The 26,050-nt window shown below is 41.9% G+C and carries 1 protein-coding gene; it reads left to right on the top strand.

Translation table 11 applies throughout. The annotated features are described in order from the left end of the window. Nucleotides 1-230: 230 nt before the first annotated feature. Entirely contained in the window at nucleotides 231-25,946 is a 25,716-nt protein-coding gene (locus tag R8N23_RS14960; protein ID WP_318172417.1) for a LamG-like jellyroll fold domain-containing protein, read from the top strand. The last annotated feature ends 104 nt before the right edge of the window (nucleotides 25,947-26,050 follow it).

The following is a 26,050-nucleotide window of genomic DNA, read 5'->3' as shown; positions in this document are numbered from 1 at the left end:
TAACTATTCTAATAATCTGTTTTATTATTTGAGTGGGACTAGGTAATTATTTATATTAAAAATTGAATTAGGGTATAATGGGTCGGAATTATTTCATTAATGCTATTGCAAATTGGGAAAGTGCAATTAAAGAAAAGTGTTATTTGAATAGTTCAAACCGTTGTAGTATTAATTACACCCGTAATTTACTGATTGGAAATTGGACTTTTGTAATGTTAACACCACAAGCTATGTTTAAGAATTTACCTTCACGTGGACTGCGTACGCTCTTCTTATGTCTTATTGTTTTTGTCTTCGGGTCGGGTAAACTGGCGGCTCAGAATCAATCTGTAGATTTAAGCAGTGCCAATAACAGTATTGATATAAGTTATAATATACCTACTGCTGCATTTACAATTGAAACTTGGGTTTATTATAATGATCTCAGTTCGGATCAAGGTCATGGGATATTTGCCCAGACCAGCTCGAATCAGCCTGCACCTTTAGATTTATACGCACTTACTACAGGTGGAACAGGACCTATTTCTGTGCTCATGGGAAATGGAGGCGTTGCAGCCAATGGAAACTCTTCAATAAATGTAGTGGCAAATACCTGGTATCACGTAGCATTGTCTTACGATGGTACGGTGGCTACTTTGTATATTGACGGTGTATCAAGGTTGACTGTTAATGTTACTCCTGCGAGTTTAAGCAATGTTGGATCTGTACAATTAGGAAATAGAGGAGACAACGGCACGGATGCGAATGCCTTATACGATGACTTTAGAATTTGGAATGTAGCAAGATCACAGTCTCAAATTGTAAATAAGAAGGATAGTGAGCTATTTGGAACAGAGGAGGGGTTGGAAGTATACCTTCCAATGAATGGTAATTTAAATGATTTAGCGGGAGGTGATCACAATGGTGCTGATAATGGTTCCGACGGATTTTCATTTACTGCTCCTAGTTTAACGTCTGCTCAAAACAATGCTCTTAATTTCAATGGAACCTCAGACCATGTGCTCATTCCTGACTTTGGTGGCACGCAGCAGATGACGATTGAGATGTGGGTTAACGCCACAGACATTACCAGCACAACGCATTCTGATTTAATAAGACAGAATGTTACAAGTGGAGATTATGATTATTTCATTGCCTTCCAAAGCAATGCAAGTGCGCTAAGATTTTATTTGAAAAACACTGCAGGAACTAGTACAACGATAACCTTTTCTGAATTTGATCCCTCAATTTTTGTTGGACAGTGGAATCACATTGCTGCCGTATATGATGGAACCTTGAGTTCGAATAACGTACTCCTTTATGTGAATGGTGTGCTGCAAGCTACGGGTACCTTGGCTGGAAATCTCAATGTTAGAAATAGTGCGCTAGGAAATAATATCCTGAGTGGTGTGACTTCTAATGCAGGTAGCAGCGTATCAGAACATTTTAACGGTCAGATGGATGAGGTTATGATTTGGAGCGAAGCTCGAAGTCAAAGCGAAATTCAGAATGACGCTACATTGGGAGTGGTTTCTCCTGGCTCCGAAGCTGGACTACTGGCGTATTATAAATTCGACCAAGGAACCGCAGAAGGTGATAATACGGGTATTACGACCTTGAATGATGAAAAAGGTACTTATAATGGCACGTTCGGTGCTGGATTTCCTGTAGCCTCAGGAGCTATATCAAACTTTGTAGCTTCACCCAATCCTCAAGTGTTTTCTCCTGGGATAAGTATTGATCTAGTAGCTGATGAAGGAATTTATGACATAGGTGATTATGAAGTATCTAGCAGTAGTGGACTTGTGCCCTTTGTAATTTCTAATCATGGCGGAGAGAATCTAACCATCACTGGGGATATTCAAATCAGTGGAGACGCTGAGATAAGTTTAACCAACGGAACAATAACAACCATACCTCCAGGCGGAACCCATACGTTTAACCTAGAGTACACGCCGACAGCTGCAGTACCCAATTCGGCAATCATTACAATAAACAATGATGCAAACGGTACTTACCAATTTCAGGTGCAGGGTGGCGGATATATTTCTACCCCTACGACTCTCGTAACTGGAGATATTGCTTTTGCGCTTTATAATAGTTCAGGAGATGATGAATTTGGCTTTTTACTCAATACAGATGTTGACCCAGGGACAGAAATCCATTTCATGGATCATGGATGGGATAATACTGGAGGAAATATCAGAGGAGATAGCGAGGGGACAATCACGTTTACTTTCACCGAAGCGATATCTGCTGGAGAGATAGTAGTGATCAATCCTTCAAGCATGACTGCTCAGAAGCAATCGGGTGGAACTACAGGAATGGTGAGTTCATCTATCGACGCAGGATTTAACCTCGCAGGAGGAGGGGATCAGATATTGGCTTTTCAAGGGACGGTTGATGGTTCCAATGCAGTGACCGTTACAACATTTTTAGCAGGAATACATGCAGATGATGATGGTTTAGATCCTACTACTGGTTGGACGCTTGATGCGACCAATACCAATGAATCAGAGCTACCAACAGGCCTAACGAATGGATATGATGCGGTCTCATTATTTGAAATGACAACTGCTCAAGGCAATGCCTTTTATAGCGGATCCACATTTGGGTCTATCAACAATGTTGCCCTTGCCATGAATGATTATAACAACTGGCAATCTAGGAATTCAACGCCTTATACTACTGCAGATTTAACTGCTACTGGAGGCAATACAGCCGATCCAACTAGTGCGAGTTTTATAGGTTATACAGGTACAGGAGTCACTAAAGCCTTTGATCCTAAATTTTTCCCATTTACTGATGTCGATGGGGCCGATGTGTTACAAGAATTGGTACTTGAGGATGTGTCTGGAGTGTCTATGGCATCTCCTGCATTTCTATATTTTGATGACAACCTGAATGGTACGTATGACGGTGGCGTAGAGTCTCTTTCAGGCGGTGAGAGAATCTCTCGAGCTGATTTGACTCAGGAAAAGCTGAAAATACAGATACAAGGAGTAGCAAGTGAGACAGCTAGTTTTCAATATGAAGTTAGCGATGGAGAACGCGATAGCAATGGTGATTACCAGTTTACAGGAATTATTATTGACAATGCATTAGACTTCGATGGTGACGACTATGTCGAAATACAGGATCATACGGATTTTGAGCTATCAGGTCCATTTACCATAGAGTTTATGTATAAAACAACTCAAACTGGAAATAGAATAATATTTGAAAAGGGAACTGGCAATAATCAGTATTCTGTGCAGCAGTTTAGCGGTGATAAGATTGGAATTAATATTGGAGGAATTCTCCAAACTCAGGGTACTTATAATGATGGGGCTTGGCACCATATAGCCATTGTTTACAGAAGTTCGGGAGATGGTACCATTTATGTAGATGGGGTAGATGATACCGATCCAAGCATTGGAGTGACTACACCGTCATATAGTTCAGCCAATATCCATATGGGAAGCCGAGGAGGTACGACTGGTTTTATTGGTCAACTCGATGAGCTACGTGTTTGGAATCTGGAGAGATCTATTGGAGACATTCAAGCCAATATGCTTACTAGCCTAAGCAGCGGAACAGGCTTAGTGGCAGCTTATGATTTTAATTCAGGAAATCCAGGTGGCGATAACTTTTCGGGCAATACAGAAGATTACCTGGAAGATGTCACTGGCAACAACCATGATGGAGATTTGGACCCTGAAATGGATGGAAACGCTTCTGGCTTCTTGTTGACAGGTGCAACTTCCAACTGGGTGGATGCTAATCTGCCTACTTGTTTGCCTGCTGGTGTATTCACAAATAGTTTGGGTGACAATAATTGGAACGATCCAGATAACTGGTGTGGGGATGTGCCCAACCCGGCAGGAATTACTGCTGATATTGACATTACGAACAATGCTAACTTAACTCAAACTGGAAATTTGGTATTTGATGGAAACAATGTGATTGTACAAGGCGGTATTGTTCTGAATCTGGATCTCACGGGGCAACTACAATTGACAAATAATGCCACTTTTACGAACAACGGAAGCGTCTACTTTGCCAATGGAACTATTCTTAATGATGCGACAGGGATAAACTTTATTAACAATGGTTTGTTGGGTGGTTCATTTGAAACAACCACAAGTTTTACCAATGGCGCATCGGGTACCCTGTCTCCGGGCTTCTCCCCAGCATGTATGGTTTTTGGTGCTGGATACAATGATGGTGGTGGAACGTTAAATATTGAAATAGCAGGAGTTACTACTCCATGTACGGACTACGATCAAGTTCAAGTAACTGGTACGGCTACTCTAAGTGGAACTTTGAATCTATCTTATTTTGGTGGATACACACCTTCAGACGGTCATTCTGTAAGCATACTTACTGCTACAAATATTTCAGGGGCATTTTCTACTACCACTCTACCTGCCAACTGGACTATTTCATATACCACCACAGATGTGATTGTTACATATAATGCCGAAGGTAGTGCGCTTGCTTTTGATGGCACAGACGATTATTTCACAGCCTCTGAAGGAGGAATTGATCTTTCCACTTCGACGATAGAGATGTGGGTTCGTCAGGATGTGGCTGCTCAAGAATGGTTATACTGGCGAGGAAATACTGGAGTGAATAATGGAACAGAATTGATAATTGAAGCCGATGGAACTTTGACCTATGGAGAAAGTGATGGAACTTATGAAAGTGTATCCTCTACATTATCAGTACCTGCTGCTACATGGACTCATGTAGCCGTAGTCAAAGAAAATAATGATGTGATATTCTTTGTTAATGGAGAATCAGAAACAATGACTACCACATTTACTGGTACGCCTCCTTCTGGTGAATTCACCATTGGAGCACGTAATCGAATGTCAGGTGTGACTGACTTCTTCACGGGCCAAATCGACGAAGTAAGAATCTGGAATGACAAACAAGCGGATGCTAACATTCGAACAAGAGCTACTCAAAGGATCTCTAGTCCATTATCAGAAACTAATCTGATTGCTTATTATGATCTGGATCATGCGGGTGTAAATAGCACGATTACCGATGCTGCAAGTGGAGCCGGTCAGGACAATGCGAATGACGCGACTTTATTTGGTAAGGCGAATGATACCGAGTTGTCCAATGGTTGGGTAGCCTCCGCGTATATTGATAATCCACAACCGGTGATGAAGATTACCGAAGTAATCATTGATGAAGATATTCCTTCAGGGGCTAGTAGTCCTGGGAGTGCCACAGATGGAAGAAACTTTGGAAACGTTGGTCAGCCAAGTGATACAAAAACTAAAGTATTTGAGGTTAGAAATGATGGAGTAGGATCATTGAACATTAGTCAACCTACTTTGACTACTGGAACTAATTATTCAGTGATTAATGCAGCCGTCACGTCATTTTTGCCAACGGAATCAACCACCTTCTCTGTAGTGTTTGCACCTACAGCGGTGGCTACTTACAATGAAACAGTAAATATTACCAACGATTATAATACAACCTATACATTCGAGATTACAGGAGAGGGCGTAGACAACAACGCACTTAATTTCGGTGGTACTGATGATTATGTAAGCATCGGAAGTTTAGGAACCTTCCCAGCTCAGGGTACTATTGAATTGTGGGTCAATGCATCCGATTTAACAACAAACAAAGGAATATTCGATACTGATATTTCTGGTAACGGACTAAGACTAGAAGTTGAAACAGGATTGCCAGGTTTGCAAATAGTAGCTGACGATGATGCTGCGCAGATAGAACAATTGTTTAGCAGCGCGATGTCTACCAGCACTTGGTATCATATTGCTATTACTTGGGATACTGGAACATCCAATTTGGTAGGTTATGTGAATGGTGTTGAATCTTTTAATGTTTCAAATGTGGTGTCATGGCCGGCCAACTTAAATGATTTGGTAATAGGCACAGCGCTAGACGGGTTATCTGGACCAACTCCCGGACGTTTTTGGAATGGATCGATGGATGAATTGCGTATTTGGAATGTGCAGCGAGATCAGACGCAAATTTCTTCTAATATGACCAATTTCGGGGTTGACAACGAAACTGGTTTGTTAGCTTCTTATGATTTCAATGTGGGGACAGCTGGTGGTAATAATACAGGGTTAGCGGAACCAACTTTGACTGACATCACGACCAATACTTTTGATGGTACGTTGACAACATTTGCGAAAAATGGTGCCACCTCGAATTATATTACGTCTACAGTAAATGCTTCTGCTGTTCCCGAAATTACAGTAGAGTCTGCTGGAGCCGTAGACATAGTCGACGATGCACTTCCATCATTGGCGAATGATACAGATTATGGGTATGTTGGTTTGGTAGGTGAGACGAGAACTTTTACAATTAGAAATGATGGTTTGGCCGATCTTTCTATATCAACTATCACTTCAAATTCTGGAGATTGGGTGGTTACCAATGTATCTGAAACTTTGCCCAATGAGCTCACATCTGGTAATTCGATGACTTTTGATGTGGTGATGTCCCCAAGTGGGCTGGGTATGGCAAATGCTGCAGATATAATTATTGTTAATAATGACCCTGATGTAGCCGAACAAAGCTTTAAAGTTGAAGTGACTGTTGATGTAGTAGAACAGGCGTTGGACTTTGATGGTACGGATGATTATGTGTTGGTACAGGATCATGTTGATTTGGAACCTACTAATTATACTTTGGAAGTATGGTATAAGCCTTCTTCTCAGCCATCTAACAATTCGGGTCATACGCTCCTTTCTAAAGGTGACCAAGCTACAAATGGATATGGCTTGACCTATTTTAATGATGCTGGAACTTTCAAATTATACCATATTCAGTTCATAGGATCAGATGCACTAAGTTTAAATGAGTTTGAGGTCAGTTTGGATGTTGGCGAATGGTATCATATAGCTGCAACTTACGACGGTACTAACATGCGTTTATACATAGAGGGTCTAGAAGTAAGCGCATTACCATCTGCGGGACCTTTGGATTATGTTGGAACCAGTGAAACTCTGAAGATTGGAGCTTATTATTCTGGTGGATTGACAGAATTTGCAGAGGGCCAATTTGATGAGGTTCGTATATGGAACTATGCCAGAAGCCAATCGCAGATTCAAAACAATGCAGGAGTCACACTACACAACGATGCAGGACTAGTCGCTTCGTATGATTTTAACGAAGGTCAAGCAGGGGCAATCAATACACCCGACTTTGAAATTCTTACTGATATTACGGGTAACGGCCATGATGGAAACTTAGATCCGGAAAACTCTGGATTAGGAGATGACGGTGTCACTGGCTTCGACTTCGGAACTTCCAACGTAAACCTTTCCAACTGGATTGATCCAGCAGATGATTTCATCATAGCTGCACAGCCAGATGTAAATATTTTCGCGTTTGAGAATACAGACATTGTGGATGGCGATGCAACACCATTGGATACCGATGGTACTGCCTTCGGAACAGTGAGTGCTACTCGACCAATTACTCAAACTTTCACAGTTGAAAATGAAGGAGTGACTCCATTTAATTTGACAGGAGTGGGTTCAAATAATGGCGATTTTACCATTAGTGGAACTACCGCTGCGACAGTGGGTAACAGCGTCACTTTTGACGTTACCTACCAATACCCAGGTGCACTTCCTTCGGCTGTTGGCACACAAAGTGCAACTATAACAGCAACACATACCGCTGCAGCTGAAACTCCTTATGATTTTGCGGTCTCTGCGGATTTAGTCAATGATTATGCCCTTGATTTTGATGGAGTAGATGATGAGGTTACAATTGGAAATATTGGAAATCTCTCGGAAGGTACGATTGAATTGTGGGTGAAGATTGAAAATGTTGGGGTTAGTCAAGGGATTTTTGAATTCGATTTTGGTCTGGCGGGTAATGCTGTAAGATTCGAAATAGACCCTAATGGATCAGTATATGCGTACAACAATGGTGGTGGATTTGGTTTAGGTGGATACTTTTATGATCATGTATCTGAGGGTGCCCCAGTCCCTGTTCAAGAATGGCATCATATAGCCTTTGTCTGGAACCAAGATGGAGCAAATCCGGATCAAGTTATAGGTTACTTTAATGGTGTTGAAGCGTTTAATGGAACACTTGCTGATGGCTATGTTTCGTCCTTATCTGATGCCCGTATAGGCAGATCTTTCTATAATAATTTGGATGGACAAATGGATGAGGTTCGAATTTGGAGTACTCAACGAACTGTAGGTGAGATCAATGCAAGCATGAATACCGCCTTGCTTGGAACCGAGTCTGGATTGGTAGCTTATTACACATTCGATAATACCACAGTGGCCGCTTTGGGCAACAACTCGGCTATAGGGACTAGGAATGATGTAGATGATAAAACTGGAAATTTTGATGCAACGGCTTCTGGATTTGATATGGGAGCTACACCTTTGTCTTACAATTTTAGAAATAGCTCGAACTGGGTGTACTCAGGAGCGATTGCTGCTGACATTTTTGTGCAGGACGACTTACTGGTTGATCTGTATCATGGTAGTACACATGAGTTTGGAAATCAAGGTATTACAGACCCTACACCATTATCAAGAACTTATACCATTACCAATCATGGAAATGGAACGCTAACCTTAGGTGCTAGTGCCATATCTTTGTCCATCGGGTCTGATTTTTCGATTTCCGCACAAAATGGCTTAACAAGCTTGACCGCTGGTCAAAGTACGACGTTCACCATTGATTTTGCGCCATCTACAACAGGAGCAAAAGCTGACAACATTAACATCACAAGCGACGACCCTGATGAGCCTACCATTAGCATTGCTGTGAATGGAATAGGGGTGCAAGGCCCAGCGGGTGTAGCTGATGGAATTGTTACTTGGTTAAGAAATGATGAGGCTGCTGCTTCAACATGGCCAGATTTTAGTGGTAATGCACAGAACTTTACAGGGGGAGCCAACAATCCTTCTCTTTCGACAACAGCGATAGGCTACCAGAGAGGTTATGCTTTCAATGGTACGACACAGTACACAGCTTCAGACAATACCGGTCTGATAGGAGGTGGAGCTTATACAAAAATTGCTGTTGTGACAGCTTACAATACCAGCACGGCCGGTAGTGTCATTAGCTCAAACACGCCGAGTGATCATGAATTGATGATTAAGGCAACCACAGGATATCCGGCACTTATTCATGCTACATCTGATCAGATTGTATCTGCGACGGATCATACGGATATACCAATTATCCTGACCGGTCAATATGATGGAGGTACGACTTCTGGTCTATTTGTTAGTGGTGTATCCCAAGGAACGAATATCGGTACCGGCGCTTACACGGATGAGGGTACCACACTCATTGGTGCAAGAAACAACACGCCTGATCTGATTGGTTTTGTGACGGAGGTGGTCATGTATGATCGCGTGCTTTCTGCTGGAGAACGCCAGCAAGTAGAATCATACCTATCTATGAAATATGGTTTGCCATATAATGCAGCACTCCTGCTATCCGATGGGTCAGATGCATGGCCGATTGAGGGTACCTATGACAACGGTGTGATTACTTTGGTGCAGGATGACGACACCGGACTAAACGTTAAGCAAACGTACAATACGGTAGAAGGTCCTCAGTTTATAATCGGTCATACAGAAATTGCAGCTGACAATGCTTCTAATGGAGGCGGTGTAGGCAATATGAATGTGGTGGCTTTGGGGCACAATGGGTCTGACATGACTTATGCCAATAGAACGAGCAGCATGATGCCAATTGGTATCACAGAGCGTATGGCCAGAACCTATTTGGTAAACGAACCCAACGGGGATGTCACGGATATAGATCTACGAATCGATGTATCTGCTTCCAATGGCTGGCCAGGAACTAGCAATGCTGGTGACTATGTATTGTTGATTGATGATGAAGGTTCAGACTGGAGCAACGCAACTATTGTATCTGCCACAAGTTATGGCGCTGGACTGGTAACTTTCGAAGGAGTTGATCTGGACAATGGTCAATTTATCTCTATTGGACATGGGGTAGATAGAGCCTTGGATTTTGCCGGTGATAATGATTATGTCAATATCGGAACTATTGATATTGCATCAGGTTCTGGGGACTATACGAAAGAAGCATGGATTTATTGGGATGGAGGAAATGGAAATATTATTTCATCTCAGGGGGCAAGTGCTGCACCATTCTATATCAACGCTACAGGTTCATTGCTCACAGCAGGACATGGAGGAAATATTGCACTTATTAGTGCTCCAATAACAGCTAGTACTTGGCATCATGTTGCTGTAACTTTTGACAATCCAGCGGATGAAATGTACTTGTATATCGATGGGGAAGAAGTTGCGCATGTGACTTCAGTAACTGAAACTTATGCTAATGAGCCAGTAGCAATTGGAGACTATGGGCCAGCGGGGGCGACTCCATTTGATGGACGCATTGATGAAGTTAGAATCTGGAATGTGGCAAGAACAGCGACTCAGATCAGAACAACGGCGTTGACGCCAACTACCGCGGCCAATTTTGGAGCTGAAGGAACATTATTAGCAGGGTATGATTTTAGTGTCGGATCGCTAGGTCAAGACAATTCTGCTATTGCAGCTCCGCAGTTAATAGATGCCAAAGGAACTTACCATGGAACACTGAACGGTTTTGCTGAAACTGGCACTGCTTCGAATTGGGTCCTTTCAGATTATACCGGACCTAATACACCGGCCACCACACCAAGTATTCGCATTTACGATGCTGATGGAGATTTGATATCGGATAATGCAACCGACTCTCCAGCGTCGGCTAATAATACTGACTTTGGAACTGTAACCACTGCTGGGGCAATTACATCAGATTATACTTACACTATTCAAAATGTTGGATTTATTCAGGCAAATATCACTAGTGATGCTTCAATTGGGTTAGGAGATTACACAAGAGATGCAGACATTACTGGAGCACTAGCGGTAGGTACTTCTGATGATGTGGTCATAACTTTTGACCCAAGTGTCAGCGGCACAAGAAGTACATCTATATCATTCACCACTGATGGTATAGCAGATGGTACCTATAATTTTAATGTGACAGGTATTGGTTCGGCTTCTAGTTCAGACATTATTGCCAATGGTAGCTTTACCCCAGCTACAGGGTTGGATTATAACGGTCAAATGGCTGCTAATATAGATCGAGAGGGCGCTGGAACTGATGGTGTCGAAGTAGCACAGTTTATACTACGAGATGGTGGAGGGAGCGACGATGGAGATGGCTTAGCTACCTTATTGGATGGACTCACTGTCCAATTTACAAATGAGGCTACGATACAAAAAGTAGCCTTATATAAAGACTTGGCAGGTACACCAATTGAAGTGGCGGAAGTAGCCATAGCAGGTACTGATGCGGTCTTCTCTGGATTGGCAGCCTTACCTGGCGCGCAACAGATTATTACAGGATCTGCAGGAAACCAAACCACTATATTTAGTGTGGTTGTAACCTTTGCAAACACCACGGGTGTAGTAGATAACACAACTGATATTGATGTGACAATATTAGGGGCAAGTACAGCTGCAGGAGCAGGTGGTTCTGGTATGAATACTGGAGCAGCGGATGCAAGTGAGACAGCTAATAATACGTTGGATGTGACTGCAGATAGACTGGTGTTTACAAATGGTCCTGGGGCGGATGTTCCAACTAATGTTGCTTTTAGTGTGACAGTACAGGCTCATGATGCGAATGGAAATCTCGATACAAATAACACAGCTGACGTTACTTTGTCTGAAGCCCACCCTGGCACACTTGGAGGTACGGTGAACCAGCTACTATCAGCGGGAACAAGAGATTTCAATGATCTTACCTATGACCAGACTCAAGCTTTAGATTTAACAGCTGCGGATGCACCGGATAATTTAACTGATGCAACATATTCCGTGGATCAAGCTGGGACGATATCGGTGGTAGCGCCGGATAACTTAACAATTCTTGGTAGTGGTCCACTTTTAGAAAGTACGGTAGTATCAGTACCTGGAATTCAGATTGATGAGACTACAGGTACGGCGTTAAAGATTTTTGATATATCAATAAATGATGGAGCAGGAGGTGACTCATTCAATACGGTGATCACCGATCTTGTTTTCAGAGAAGGAGCAGGTGTTCCAGCCGGATTAGAAGATCTCAACCTTATTTTGGCTGGAGCTGGATTGACTGATGGAACGAATACCATTACATCTTCTACTTTGAACGGTTCGACTATTACCATAAATGCTGCTGACATAACTTTCGCAGATATCCCGTCAGCCTTGGGTACTGTGACAGAAAACAGTAATAAGACCTATGAGTTATTTGTATGGTACAGAACCGATTTGTCTGCCAATGGGTATTCAGTAGATGAAGAAGCTCTTGAATTTGAAGTAGATGAAAACGACTTTACGTTCGCTGCAGGAAGTAGTACCATAGCGGCTGCTACAAACAATAGTGGAAATATAGATATCGATGTTCAGGCAAGTAAAGTGGTTATTACAGACTTTGCAGGTGGAGATGCGACGGATCCTGATCCAGTAACCAATAATATTTTGGTATCTATCGATACGGATTTTGCTATGACGGTGGAGGCCAGAGATGCTTCTGATAATATTGATTTGGGCTACGATGGTGCTACAAGTGCGACATTGACGATGCCGGTAAATTCGGGTAATTTTATTACAAGTAATGGAGGTGCTGATCCATTAACTAAAGCTTTTTCTGATGGAGTGGTATCATGGGCAAGCTTACAAGTTGATGCTGTTGGTGCCTATGAGCTTTTGGTTACAGAATCTCCAGGGAGCTACACACAACAAACAGTAAGTTGGAATGCAATAGACGCTGAAGGACATGTCGATATGGATCCTGGGTTTACCGCACCGTATGATATTGATTACGTACAATATGATGCCACAGACTTAGATAATACAGGAGATGATGAATTGTTAGTAGGGTCCTACCTACTTGTAGATGATGGTGGTGATGGAGGAAAAATGCGATTGGCAGATATTGAATTTACGATCACCAATTTTGAAAATTTAGACCGACTAGCTCTTTATACCTCTGCAGGAGAGGAATTATGGGAAATTGCTGCAGCAAATGTAAATAGTGCGACTTTCTCGACAGTAGGAGGACGTAAAATAGAAACTTCAACAGATGGCGCATCCGAACCGTTCTACTTGTATGCTACCTTTGATCAAACTGCTGGAGTGGTTGATGATAATGAGCGTGTTATTATTGAAGTGACCAGCGTTACACGAGGTGGTGGCGGTAGCCATTCAGCATTTATTGCGGCCAATGGAGGAGGAGCAATTACCTCTTCTGTGTTGAATGATATGCAGATTGAGGTGAAAGCTACCACTTTGACTCGAAATAGTGGTACACTTGACAACGGAGCTACAATAGAAAGAGATCCTGGTTTTAGCCTAGATGTTACGGCCTTGGATGCCAATGGAAATGTAGATGTAGATATTGCAGGCGCGGTAGAAATGACCTTCCCTGCTGGTGAGGCTTTGAGCGGAATTCCATCTGATTTTACAGCAGGTACACTAACAATTACAAATGGAGTAATTGATAACGTATTTGTTTCAGGAACGGTATCATTGAATAACATTCCTAATGATACGGACGAGGATGGTGTGCCGGACTTGATTGATCATGATTTGGTTGGTGGATTGGATACTGATGGTGATGATATCCCGGATCGCTATGATATAAGTCAAACGGCTGGAGTTGATTCAGATGGTGATGACATTATAGATTTTTACGATCCTGATATCACACAATTGGACTTTACTACTGTTACCATTCAAGATACTACAGACCCTATTGTAAACGATCCTACGGTAGATTTGAGTCCTGGACATACTGAAGGAGCAGCTGTCGCAGTAACGGAGTTGGAAATCACTTTCTCTGAGAATGTTAGAGCTGTTGGAGGAAACCTGATTATGAGGGATTTCAACACACTGGATGTAGTGGAAACAATCAGTGTGACTAACCTTTCAAGAACGACTATAGCTGGAAATGTGGTTACATTCACACTTTCGACAATCTTGGAAAAGGGCACCACATACTTTGTTACTGTACCTGCAGGTTCCTTCGAAGATTATGGAAGTAATTCATGGGAAGGACTTATTGGAGCGGGCTCTTGGTCTTTCACTACTGCTGATGCTACCAATCCTACGATGGCTTTTTCATCGGTGGATGCACCAAACAATACAGACGTCAGTAGAAGTGCGAATATTATCTTAACTTTTGATGAACCTGTAAATTCAAACGGAGGTACGATTACTTTAGTAGGAGACATTTCATATAATCAGTCATATGATGTTGGGGTGGATGGTGAAATCACTGGAATGGGATCTAATGAGATCACGATTAATCCTAGTGTCAATTTTACTTCTGGAGAAGTAATAACTGTCTCAATTCCAGATGGTAGTTTCATTGCCGCAGACGATTCTGCTCCAACTGTAGAATCTGGTGCAGATGGTGTGCCAGATGCCACAGAAACTATTGTATTTACAGCTATCGTTACGGCTGATAATACGGCTCCACAGATTGCAGCACAGGTATATGAGAATTTTGATGGACTAGCGACGAACGTGTCAACTGATTTGGCCGGCTGGACTGGTCTCAATGATGTGCCTGCAGGTCCTGGGAACTCGGTAGGTGGAACGGGCAATGCTTCGGGCATTCCTGATGTGGCGGGTTCTTATATCCAGTTGCCAACATTAACCACTGCCAATAGTTTCTCTTTCCTTTATAAGACGAATGGAGTTGGTACGGCAGTCTTGAATGTTGTTGATCAATCAGGGGGACCTGTTACATTGGATGTAGTTAATGCAACAAACGATTCTGAATTTTTGGAATTCTACTATGAATTTGGTTCTCCTTATACGGGAGACATAAGGTTAGAAATTGACGAACCTTTATCCGATGTAGGTATTATCATTGATGAACTGGGCGTAGATAGAGGATTCGATCCTTATGATGGTGATGATGATGTGGCATTAGCCACGGGTTCTTTAACGGTTACCTTCGACGAAGATATTAAGCCAGGAACTGGAGTTATAAGGTTGTTTGCCAAAACAGACCCGGATATAGCAGTTCTACAGTATGGGTCAAATAGTGGTTTACTATCTTATAATAGTAACGAACTGACGATCGATATTTCTTCGTTAGGAAATTTACCAGGTAGTGTTACTTTTTATGTAGGTATTTCTGATGGCGCAATAGAAGATTTGGCTGGTAATCCATTCGGTGGTATTGATAATAAATATACTTGGAATTTTACTACTTCTAGTGAGGTGATTCCGCCTAAGATCAGCACTTTATCTCCGGAGGACAATGGTACGGGTGTTTCGACAACAGATCCATTTATTATTAAGTTTGACGAGCCGGTGGTTGCAAGTACATCAGGAACGGTTACACTCTATTTTTCTTCTTCAGGAGATGCACTTGAACAATGGGATGTAACCACTGATATATTGAATACGGATGCACCAGGTTCTCTTTCATTGGAGGGTAATGAGCTAAGAATTTACCCTACTAATGAGTTATCAGGTTTAACAGGATATAATATTCGAATTACTGCCAATGCATTTGAGGATTATTCTGGTAACGCATTTGCTGGAATTCCAACTGCCAATGGGTGGAACTTCACTACTGGTAACTTTGATGCTACCAGTCCGGTGATAGACCCAGGGTTGGCTGATTTTGAACCTTCAAATGGTACAACTACGATGTCATTGAGCCCAGATATTAGTTTTACCATGTCTGAGCCAGTAAATGGCGTGTCTGGACAATTTTTTCAGATTCACAATATCACAGATGGAACGGATCAGTTTATCGATACTCAGGATTTTACTGTTGCTTATGTGGGCAACAAAGTAGAAATAAATAATGTGACTCTTGAGTACAATAAAGATTACTACATTCTGATACCGGCAGGGTCTATTGAGGACAACTCTGGTAACCCTACAACAGTAGATATTGGATCTACAGGCAATGGGTCTGATTGGACGTTTACTACATTGATTGACGTTGAGAAGCCAGTTGTAACTGAATTATTGGCTGATGTAGACGATGTAATAACTACACAAACAGGAAGAACTTTTGTAATGAAGTTCAACGAAGATGTGCAATGGGGTACTGGAAATGTAAACCTGTATTATAAGGATGCCGATGGTATGGCTGTTTCATCTTTGGATGTGACTTCGGATGTAAATGCTGTCAATCAGGTACCAGAAGACTTTAATGTTGGCGGCCCGGTTTATGCTACAGGTACTTGGACATTCAACAATGCTGCGAGCACTGGCACGGCAGTCTCTATTGGGGCTGCAAGTGGAGATTATTTGGTATCTCCATATATTGAAAACTTGACTAATGTAAGCTTTGACTATAGCTCGGCATTGGGTGGAACAGATGCCGGCTTCGAAGTATACTATTCTGAGGATGGTACAACACTTACTACTCTTTTAGGAGCACCTATTTTGTATAACAGTGCCACGCCTACTAATTTTAATATGTCTACTGGAGGGTCATCTGTAGATGGATATATTATTATTCGCAGCGATGGGTTGGGTACCGCAAATGTGTTGGTTGATGATTTTGTTTATACCTCTACTTCTCAATTGAGTTTTGAGTTTGACCTGCCATCTGGTGGAACAGATTATTACATTACAGTAGACCCTACGGCTATTACGGATGTTACCACAACAGTTGATAATGCATTTGTAGGATATTCAAGTACACCTGAGGCCAACCGTTGGAAATTCGAAACAAGCGACGATGGAAAAGCACCAGTGTTAATGGCATACTTACCAGCAGATGATGCGGTTACTCCAATAGCACCAATCGATGCGACTACTGCTCAAATCGTTCTTACTTTTGATGAATTGGTAACAGCTCAAGCTGAGCCTATCAATGCTTACTACTTGGCTGATGATAAGTTGGCATTTAGCATTATGGCAAATGCAGTGACTCCTGTTGTGATTGCTGGAGAAACGACATTCACGTATGATATTGAATCCATTATTGGACAACAATTGTCTGGAAGTACAGAGTATTATTTTGTGCTGGAAGGAGATGAATTTCTCGATAATGATTCTGGGCCAACATTTGCAAATGTTGCATTTGGTAATTCAACTGATTGGAATATTATTACTAATAATGATGGAACTGCACCAGCCATTGATTCCTTTACACCAGGCGATGATCAGTTTAGCATCAATGCTAGTACTTCATCAATTGTCATAAACTATGCGGAAAGGGTGGTTCCGGGAGCTGGAAACTTGAGGTTGTTCTTAGCATCAAATGACTATGAGATAGCTACACTTCCTGCTACTTCGGCTATAATCGATAATAATGCGGCAGGGGATCTTTCAATTGCTCAAAGAGGTTCTCAGGTGACCTTTGCGGTTGAATTATCTGGAAGTACGAATTATTATGTAACCATGGATACGGATGCCTTCCGGGACGCCACCACCAATCAAAGTGTGGCCATTATAAATAATGGTGCCTGGAACTTCAGAACAGCAGGGGAATCTGACGATCCTGTGGCTGCATTCCTTCCTAATGATAATGTGGTAAGAGCTATTCCATACACAGGGTTGCAAGGAAGGTTCGGTGTAGGAGAAACGGTTACTGGTTCAGGCGAGACAGCCGATATTGTTTTCAATGATGAGGTCAACGACATTCTATATGTGGAAAATGAATCTGCAGGAACTGTTGGAGATATTGCGGCTATTTCAAGTCCATCAGCTACCGCTACCTCGGGCACTTTGAGTGTACCGGAAATCACGATAAGTGATAATTTGATTTTGAAATTTAACGAGCCTGTTTTTACACAATCAGGTAAATTCATTACCATTAGTGGAGGTATTAATCCTGATATTGTGATATCGGCGGTAGACATTGCACAAGTAAGTGGAAGTGGTACGGATATTATAACTATTAATCCTACCAACCCATTAGAAACGTCTACTACTTACACAGTCACAGTAGATGCAGGTGCCTTTACGGATATTGCAGGTCCGACAAATGGGAATGCGTTAATCAATACTTGGACGTTTACTACCAATGACGGAATCGCTATTGATGACAACAGCACAATGGCATTTGCTGCGCCTTATGATGTACCAGTAATGACATCTTGTACATTTGGTGATTATATTGACCAGCAGCAAGACATCATGATTGGAGAGTTGGTGACCGATGCATTTGCGGATGCAAATGGTACTTATACCTTAGAATTATCTATTAGCGCAGGTTTTGAATTTGAGCCAGGGCAAGGTGATGTGACTTTGAGTACTGTTGGTGACTTAACTCTTGACGGAACTCAATCCAATAGGATTAATGTGACTTCTTCAACTATTACTATCACTTATGATAACGATGGAAATGGAGTTGCAACTGATGTGTTGACTATCACTGGTCTAAGAATAAGAACAACTGGTGGAAGTACAGGAACAATCACTAGATCTGGAGGAGACGCCACGATATACGGGTTTGATGTAAGTCACGGTATTCCGGTAACTACAATTGGAGTAGAATCAGTGGGATCACCTACAGCAAATGCTGCTTATACCAATACTGCTTTTTGCCAGGACTTGGATCCAGATGACCCTGATGGTATCGCCATGAATGGAGACGAGTTTAATATGATTGTAAACACTACGCTTCCAAACACAAGATGGTATAGAGAGCTGGGAACTACCGGTACTGCCGACTTTGGTTCAGGGTCAGTAGTAGACGATACCACTACACCTACTTTTGCACAGTTGTTCCTGGGAGGAGAAAATGGAACAGCAGATACTTATAATGTATATGTTACTGAAGTTAACGCGAATGGTTGTGAAAGTCCGGCATTGGAAAGAACAGTCTTGATTCATGAGTTGCCAGATGCGGCTACAGCAGTAGGAGATGACCTGACTGATATTTGTAGTTATGAAGAGATAGAAATTGGGGATGCAGATAATGACCAATTAGTGGGATATACTTTTGCCTGGACCGGCGATGGCCTTGGAGCTCAGTCCGCGGAAGCCAATCCAGTGTTTGATGCACCAGTGAATACTGCTGGAAACCCATACGCCAATACAGATGTACACGCTTATAGTTTGGTGTTGACTGAGGATGCAACAGGCTGCGTGAGTGATCCTGGAATTCCAGCATCGATTGATGTCACCATTAATCCACGTGTACAGACACTTGTGCAGTCGGTGAATGGATTGTCTTTCTCAAATACGTTGACCACGGCACAGCCTATTCAGGGAGATCGAACCACTTACAACAATGGTGATGCCAACTTGGGAGGTTATTCTGGTTTCTTTGTTGGTATTCCTGGTTTAGCCAACATAAACACAGCCAGCTCATCGCAGCATACAGCCGACTTTACACCGTCTGATGCAGGAGCGGGGCTTCACGTAATTGATTATGTTCTAAGGGACAACACCACCATGTGTGCCGATACTGCAAGTATTACCATATCTGTGGCTACTAATGTAACCGAACCATTCGCAGGATCACCAGAGGCAGATATATGTGGAGCAGATAGTCCAATAGCATTAACTGTAAATGGAACCAATTTGGATGGAAATACCTTCGTGAGATTTATTCATTCTAGTAGTACAGATGACGGGTCTTCTGTAACTGGTGGTGTTATTACGGGTGATTTCGCCGATTTGACTGCGGATGCATGGACTTTTGATCCAGTAACGGCCTTCGGTTTGGCAGACAATGGAGTAGATGTTATTGATGTTGGAGACACCAAGCTAATACGGGTTGATCGTATGGTAAATGATGGGATGACGGATTTTATAGATGGTTCATATACCTTCACTGTACACCCTCAGCCAATCATTGATATAACTACCGTTGGTGTAACAAACTTAAGTGACAATTTCTGTTCTTCTAATATGGATGTGACTATTTCAGGAACAGTGACGAACGATGCAGGATCTCCAGCATTAACAATTACAACCTACGAGATCAGACAGGTGACACCTGTAGCTACGGCATTCGAATCAATTGCAGCAACACATATAGATTTCGAAGAATTATTGAATCACACTGGAATTTATGGTGGTATTTCAGCAACGACTGCAGGAGAAGGACTGTATGAAATACGAGTTACTTCTGATGCTGGAGATGATGCCTACGGAAATCCTCCGGGATGTACCAATACGGCAACAGCTCAGTTTAATCTTTTTGCCAAACCAAATACTCCAACAATTGCATTGGTTGGAGGTGTTGATCCAGGAGCTCAAGAGACTTTTGAATTCTGTGAAGATGCCATTCCTTTTGACTTTAATCTTGATTTGCAAGGGGGTACAATTGCAGCTAGCGAAAGGTTTGAGTGGGATGATGACAATATGTTTGGTTCTCCGATTTCTTTGGCTGGTATTGGGTCTACAGCTGAGTTGGCTGATGTTGGAATCAATGCAACACCAGGAGCAAATGATTTTGTTACCACGACACGATACGTAAGAAGAATTGGTTTTGAAAGTTCACCGTTTGCAGGTTGCGTGAGTGATCCATTGACCATAACGACAACAGTTTATCAGACGCAAGAAACTCCTGAGTTAGTGACTTATACATCGAATCAAGACGCTAGTCCGAGTCCACAGGCACAAAGTGATGGGTCTATACTCCTGGAATATTGTGTTGGAGATCCACTTACAGTGCTACAGGCAGATGTAAGTAGTTTCTCTGGTGATAATGCAATGGCAACTCATAGATATTTCAACTGGTATTATGACAATACTGGTGATGGTGTTCCCGAGACCTATATCAATAATACGGATGAATTCTTAGATGTTGTTGAGATGGATGGTGTATTTGCCGCTATTTCAAATGATGGTACCACTGCATTTACACCAGGTACTTATACTTTTGGTTTCACACAAACTGATTTTGACACTGGCGCAGGTTCTGGCAGCTTTATGCACAATGGTTGTGAGACAGGAATGCGAACTATTGATATTGAGATCAAAACAACTCCAAGCGATATCGTTTTGGCAGACGGGTTTACTACAGAGTACTTTACTTGTGAAGGCTCAGCTATTGCCAATATCACCACAGCGAACCAGGCAGGAATTATTTATACCTGGTATGGAGACGATGGAGATGGAGTTGATGAAATTGGTGGAGCAGACGGAGCTGCAATCAAAGAAGGGACATTCATTGATGATAGTGAATTAACAAGTTCTGGTATAAATGGATATGATAATAGTATGCCTGGTACCAGCTACTTCTGGATTACCCGTAAAACTGACAGAAATGGTTCTACTGGTTTTGATGGTTGTGAGAGTGCCCCTGTATTGCTAGCCGCCACCGTCAATGAGAACTATAATGACATGGCAGATCTCCCTAATTTTGATCCAGACGGGCCGGGTGCATTACCTGCTGAAGGAGCAGGGGCTGATGTTGTTTTGTATTTCTGTAATGATGAGTTAAGTGCCACAGATGTTTTCAGCGCTTCAAGTACATATGATCAAAGTATAGATTTTAGTTCTTTAGCTGAAATGACGGTCTATGATGCAACCAAGAAATTCAATTGGTATACGTCGGATGCTGGCAGAAGCAAAAATGCGTTGTTATCAAATGCTTCTGGTGATGATGCTGGTGTGGCTGGTTCGGTAATAACAGCACAAGAGCTTTTCTTAGTTGGAAAGCCAAACGACGACCAGAACTATTTCTTGCTAACTCAGACCACGGATATTTTAGACAATGGATCTGTAAATGCAGGGTGTGAAGGCGATGGAATTTTGATTGAAGTAAATACCTATAATATTCCAGCGGCTCCTATAGAGAACAAAGATGATGCGGCTGGAACATTGACTGATTTCTACTATTGTGAAAATGATCCGGTGGCAACACTTGAAGTAGAGGGAGAAGATGAGAACCCTGGAAATGCTGTTACTTTCTACTGGTATCAGACTGAAGCGGATGCTTTGTTAGGGGTGAATCGCATTCCAACTACAAATGACGCTTCTGGTAAGACTATATTAGCTTCGGAACTTACACCTGATGAAACTGATTTTGATGGTATGGCGGTGACCAATTTAGGTGGTTCACCTGCTGCAGGGGATTATAGCTTCTGGTTTACTCAAACCACCGATATTGGTGCTTTTACAGGATGTGAAAGTTTACCTACAGAGGTGACTGTACATATTTTGGAAACACCGCTTGCTCCTACGGTTAGTGCTGTTCCTCCAGTGTGTGATGTAGACGATGAGCCAATTGTTTCAATTACAAATGCAAATCCGGGTGATCTATTAAGATGGTATGAGGTTTCAGGAGAAGACCCTCTGGTAGATACTGAAATACACGAAAGTACTTTCAGTCTTCCGTTTTTAGACACGGAAGGCGATTTGGCTGGCATAATGGCTCCGACATGGACCAAGACTTTCTACTTGTATAGAGTGGAAAATAGCAATATCGATGGATTGGGCTTTGCTGGATGTGCTAACCCAATTGAAGTGCCGGTTGATGTTACAGTTTATCCTAAACCTGCGTCACCATCAACCAGCGGCATTAATGCTAATAACAAGGACATTTTTGCTTATTGCAAGGAAGATGATATTAGTGGTGAAGTATTGGATATTGATATGTTTGAGGTGAGTGACAATGATGTGACACAATTCAAGTGGTATTCAACTAACCCAGATGGCTTATCGTTAACACCATTTTTGCAATCTGCGAATACTGTAGCCCCGGCTTTATTTTCAAACTCATTCACTTTTACGCAGATAGCAAACAATTCTGACGTGAATATATTGACCGCAGACTCGACGAGAGTGTTTGTTACTCAAGTAACCAACGGACTTTGTGAAAGTGACTCATATCCTGTGGATATAATTGTAAATGAATTACCTATGGTAGATATCGTTGATTTTGGTACGGTAAGTGATTTTACCACTGCATACTGTAATGACAATGGGGTAGTTACCTTGCAGGGTAAAGGAGAAGGAGTCGATTACACCGGTCCAAATGATCTGTGGACAATTGATACTGGTGGTTTAACGGAACCTTCTAATCTTGGTTTATTTGATCCAAACGCAGCAGCTACGGCCGCAGGCCAAGGACCATTTGGTACATCTACTAATCATCAAATTACTTATGCTTATACTAAGGATTATACCGCAGTTGAGACGTACGCACCTATATCATGTACTAGTGAGATAACTAAAACTATTACCGTTCATGGAATTCCTGATATTGATATTGAGAATAATACGCTGGTTGATATTTATGGCAACAATCTAACCGATGATGGTGCCATTGAAATATGTGAAAGTGAGGGTAGTTTCACTATCAATGGTGTTGAGAATCAAGGTAAAGGTGGATCAGGAACATATACCATCACAGGAGGTATCAATACATCGGGAGGTTCTATTGATGAACAAATAGGTACTGGTGGGTCTACAGTTATTTTTCCATCTGAGCTAGGGGATGCCATAGAGGTGTCTGATAATACATTGTTAGAGCATGATTTCGGTATCCGATTTGACTTTACTACAACAACAGGAAGCTGTTCTAATTCAATTACCAAAACGGTTACACTAAATGTATTACCTGAGGTGCAGTTTGAGGTTGATGGAGGGTGTATTGATCCAGATGTTAACTTTAATGCGGAATTGAGATTCCCTGCGACTTCTCCATATGCTCTTAGTAATGACGCTGTAGCCACAGGTAATAATTTAGTGCTTACCTGGAAATATTATTATGCTAATTCAGCCGGATTACCTAACCTCTCTGACCCATACGGATCTACGACGGATTTGGGTATTAATGTAGACGAAACGTTCGATTTACAAGGAGAGGAAACAGGAACTTTTGCTGCTATATTGACTGCTACTACAGAATTAGGATGTCAGTCTGTTGTCGATGTATTATATACACAGAAGCCAGTGAATATATTGATTGATCCAAGTATTTCCTTTAAGTGGAATGGAGTAACTGCAGGAGAACAGACAGAGTTCATTTACCGAGAGACTTTACTCAACCTTGCTCAGGTATCGCAATATGCGGTTTCATATGAAGGAGGAGCTTTGGGTACCTATGAACCACTTACTCCTGTTGTCCAAAGTGGACTAGAAGTAGATGGGGTATCGGTGTATGACCCATTTTATCATACGTTCACTGACCCTGGTAAGTATGATGTGGCCTTGGTATTAGAATCAACTAACACTTGTTATGATACCCTACTTCATAATGTCAACATCATACCATTAATTGATGTAGCATCACTACCAAATGCTAGGTTTGAAGAAACTTTTGATGTGGGTACCTTCGATCCTGATGTAGATGGTTGGTACGTAGAAAGGTTGAAAGATGATGCTTTATCAATTGTAGAATTTGAAGAAGTAGGTACTCTTACCGTAAGAGAGCATAGTTGGAAATATGGTGCTCTTGATTTGGAAGGATTAGGATTGACAGATGGAGAATCTCCGGGCGATCTAGCTTCGGCATTGACTGGTGCTTGGTCTACCACTTTAGATAATAATCACTATCTATCTAATGAAGACTCTTGGTTATATACACCTGCATTCGATATTAGTGGATTGGACAAACCAATGGTACAATTCAATATGATTTATGACTTTGCAGTAAATCAAGATGGAGTAGTATTACAATATTCTATTGACCAAGGATCTACTTGGGCTCCATTAGGTTCATATAGTACAGATACTGATGTTTCTACAGGACTTGAATGGTATAACTTTGATAATGTTCAGGCGGATCCAGGACAACAATCTTCAACCTACAATGCATTGACAGCGATGGGTTGGTCTGGTGAGGTTTCTAAACCAAAGTGGGTAAGTGCGAGGCATCGTCTAGACGCAATACCAGAGGCAGACAGAGGCCATGTGAGATTTAGGTTCGCAATAGCAGGAACGGAGCAGGCAAAAGATGGTTATTTTGGATTTGCGTTAGATGATTTCACTATTCAGGAAAGAAGCAAGAATGTAATGATAGAGCAATTTGTAAGTGCTTCAGATGATGATGGAGCAGCCGAGGTGAATGATCCTACGGTGGCATTGAAGGCTGCAATTGATGGTATTATACCATCTGCTTCAGTGACTAGTAGAGATGAGGTAATTCTAGCTTACCATTCTGATTTTGGATTTAATGATCCATTTAATTTGGTAAACCCAGCTGGGCCAAGTGCTAGATCTATATACTACAATGTTGATAAAGTGACGTCGATTTTGGATGGTCAATTGGGAGGGAATAGTTCATCTGCTAAATCTGGAGACTTAACTTGGAGCGAAAATGATCTGAATTTGAATTCGCTCAAGGACCCAGGGTTTGAAATCATTGTAACTCCGGACCCTACAGCGGGCTCTCACGAAGTGAAAGGGTCTGTAGAATTCGTGGCTAATCAGAACTATGCCATAGGCACTGAGCTTCGAGCATATGTAGTGATTCTAGAGGATACTGTAAATCAAGCTGTTGGTGGAATTAGCGGTTTTGGTCATGTGATGAGAAAGCTATTGCCATCAGGATCTGGAAAATATGTGAAGTTGACGAATGAGTTGAACGCAGGGGAGTCTCTACCATTTGGAGAGGATACAGAGATGAATGTATCATGGAGTATGGCCAATATCGCTGATGATGCGAATTTGTCAGCAATTGTGTTCATTCAGAATAGTAAAACGAAGGAAATCTATCAATCTTTGAAGGTCCAAAAAACAACTGGAATAGTTGCTTCAAAAGCTGGAGGTACCATTACGGATGTCGCTGATTTAATTGAAGCTAAAGATTTCAATATGTATCCAAACCCTACCGATCATGAGGTGTTTATCATATTCGATCAGGTGATTCAGGAGGATATGCATTGGGCCATTTTTGATCAGACGGGACGAGTATTCGATCAAGGCGAAATTCACTCTGGCAAAGAAGGCTTCAGTCTTCAAACAGACAGATTCCCGAGTGGACTGTACTATATGTCGATCAAAGGAGAGAAGAAGGAGTTCGACTTCAAGAAACTGATGATTACTCACTGATAAATAATAAACCAAAAAAGAGCCCTGCTTGATAATTCAAGCAGGGCTCTTTTTTTATAAAAAATTGTCCCGTCCTGAAATAGCGTTACACAAAAAACGACGTT

Source organism: Reichenbachiella sp. (assembly GCF_033344935.1).
Classification (GTDB): domain Bacteria; phylum Bacteroidota; class Bacteroidia; order Cytophagales; family Cyclobacteriaceae; genus Reichenbachiella.
The sequence above is the reverse complement of the archived record's forward strand: the minus strand, read 5'-3'. Positions and strand labels throughout refer to the sequence as shown.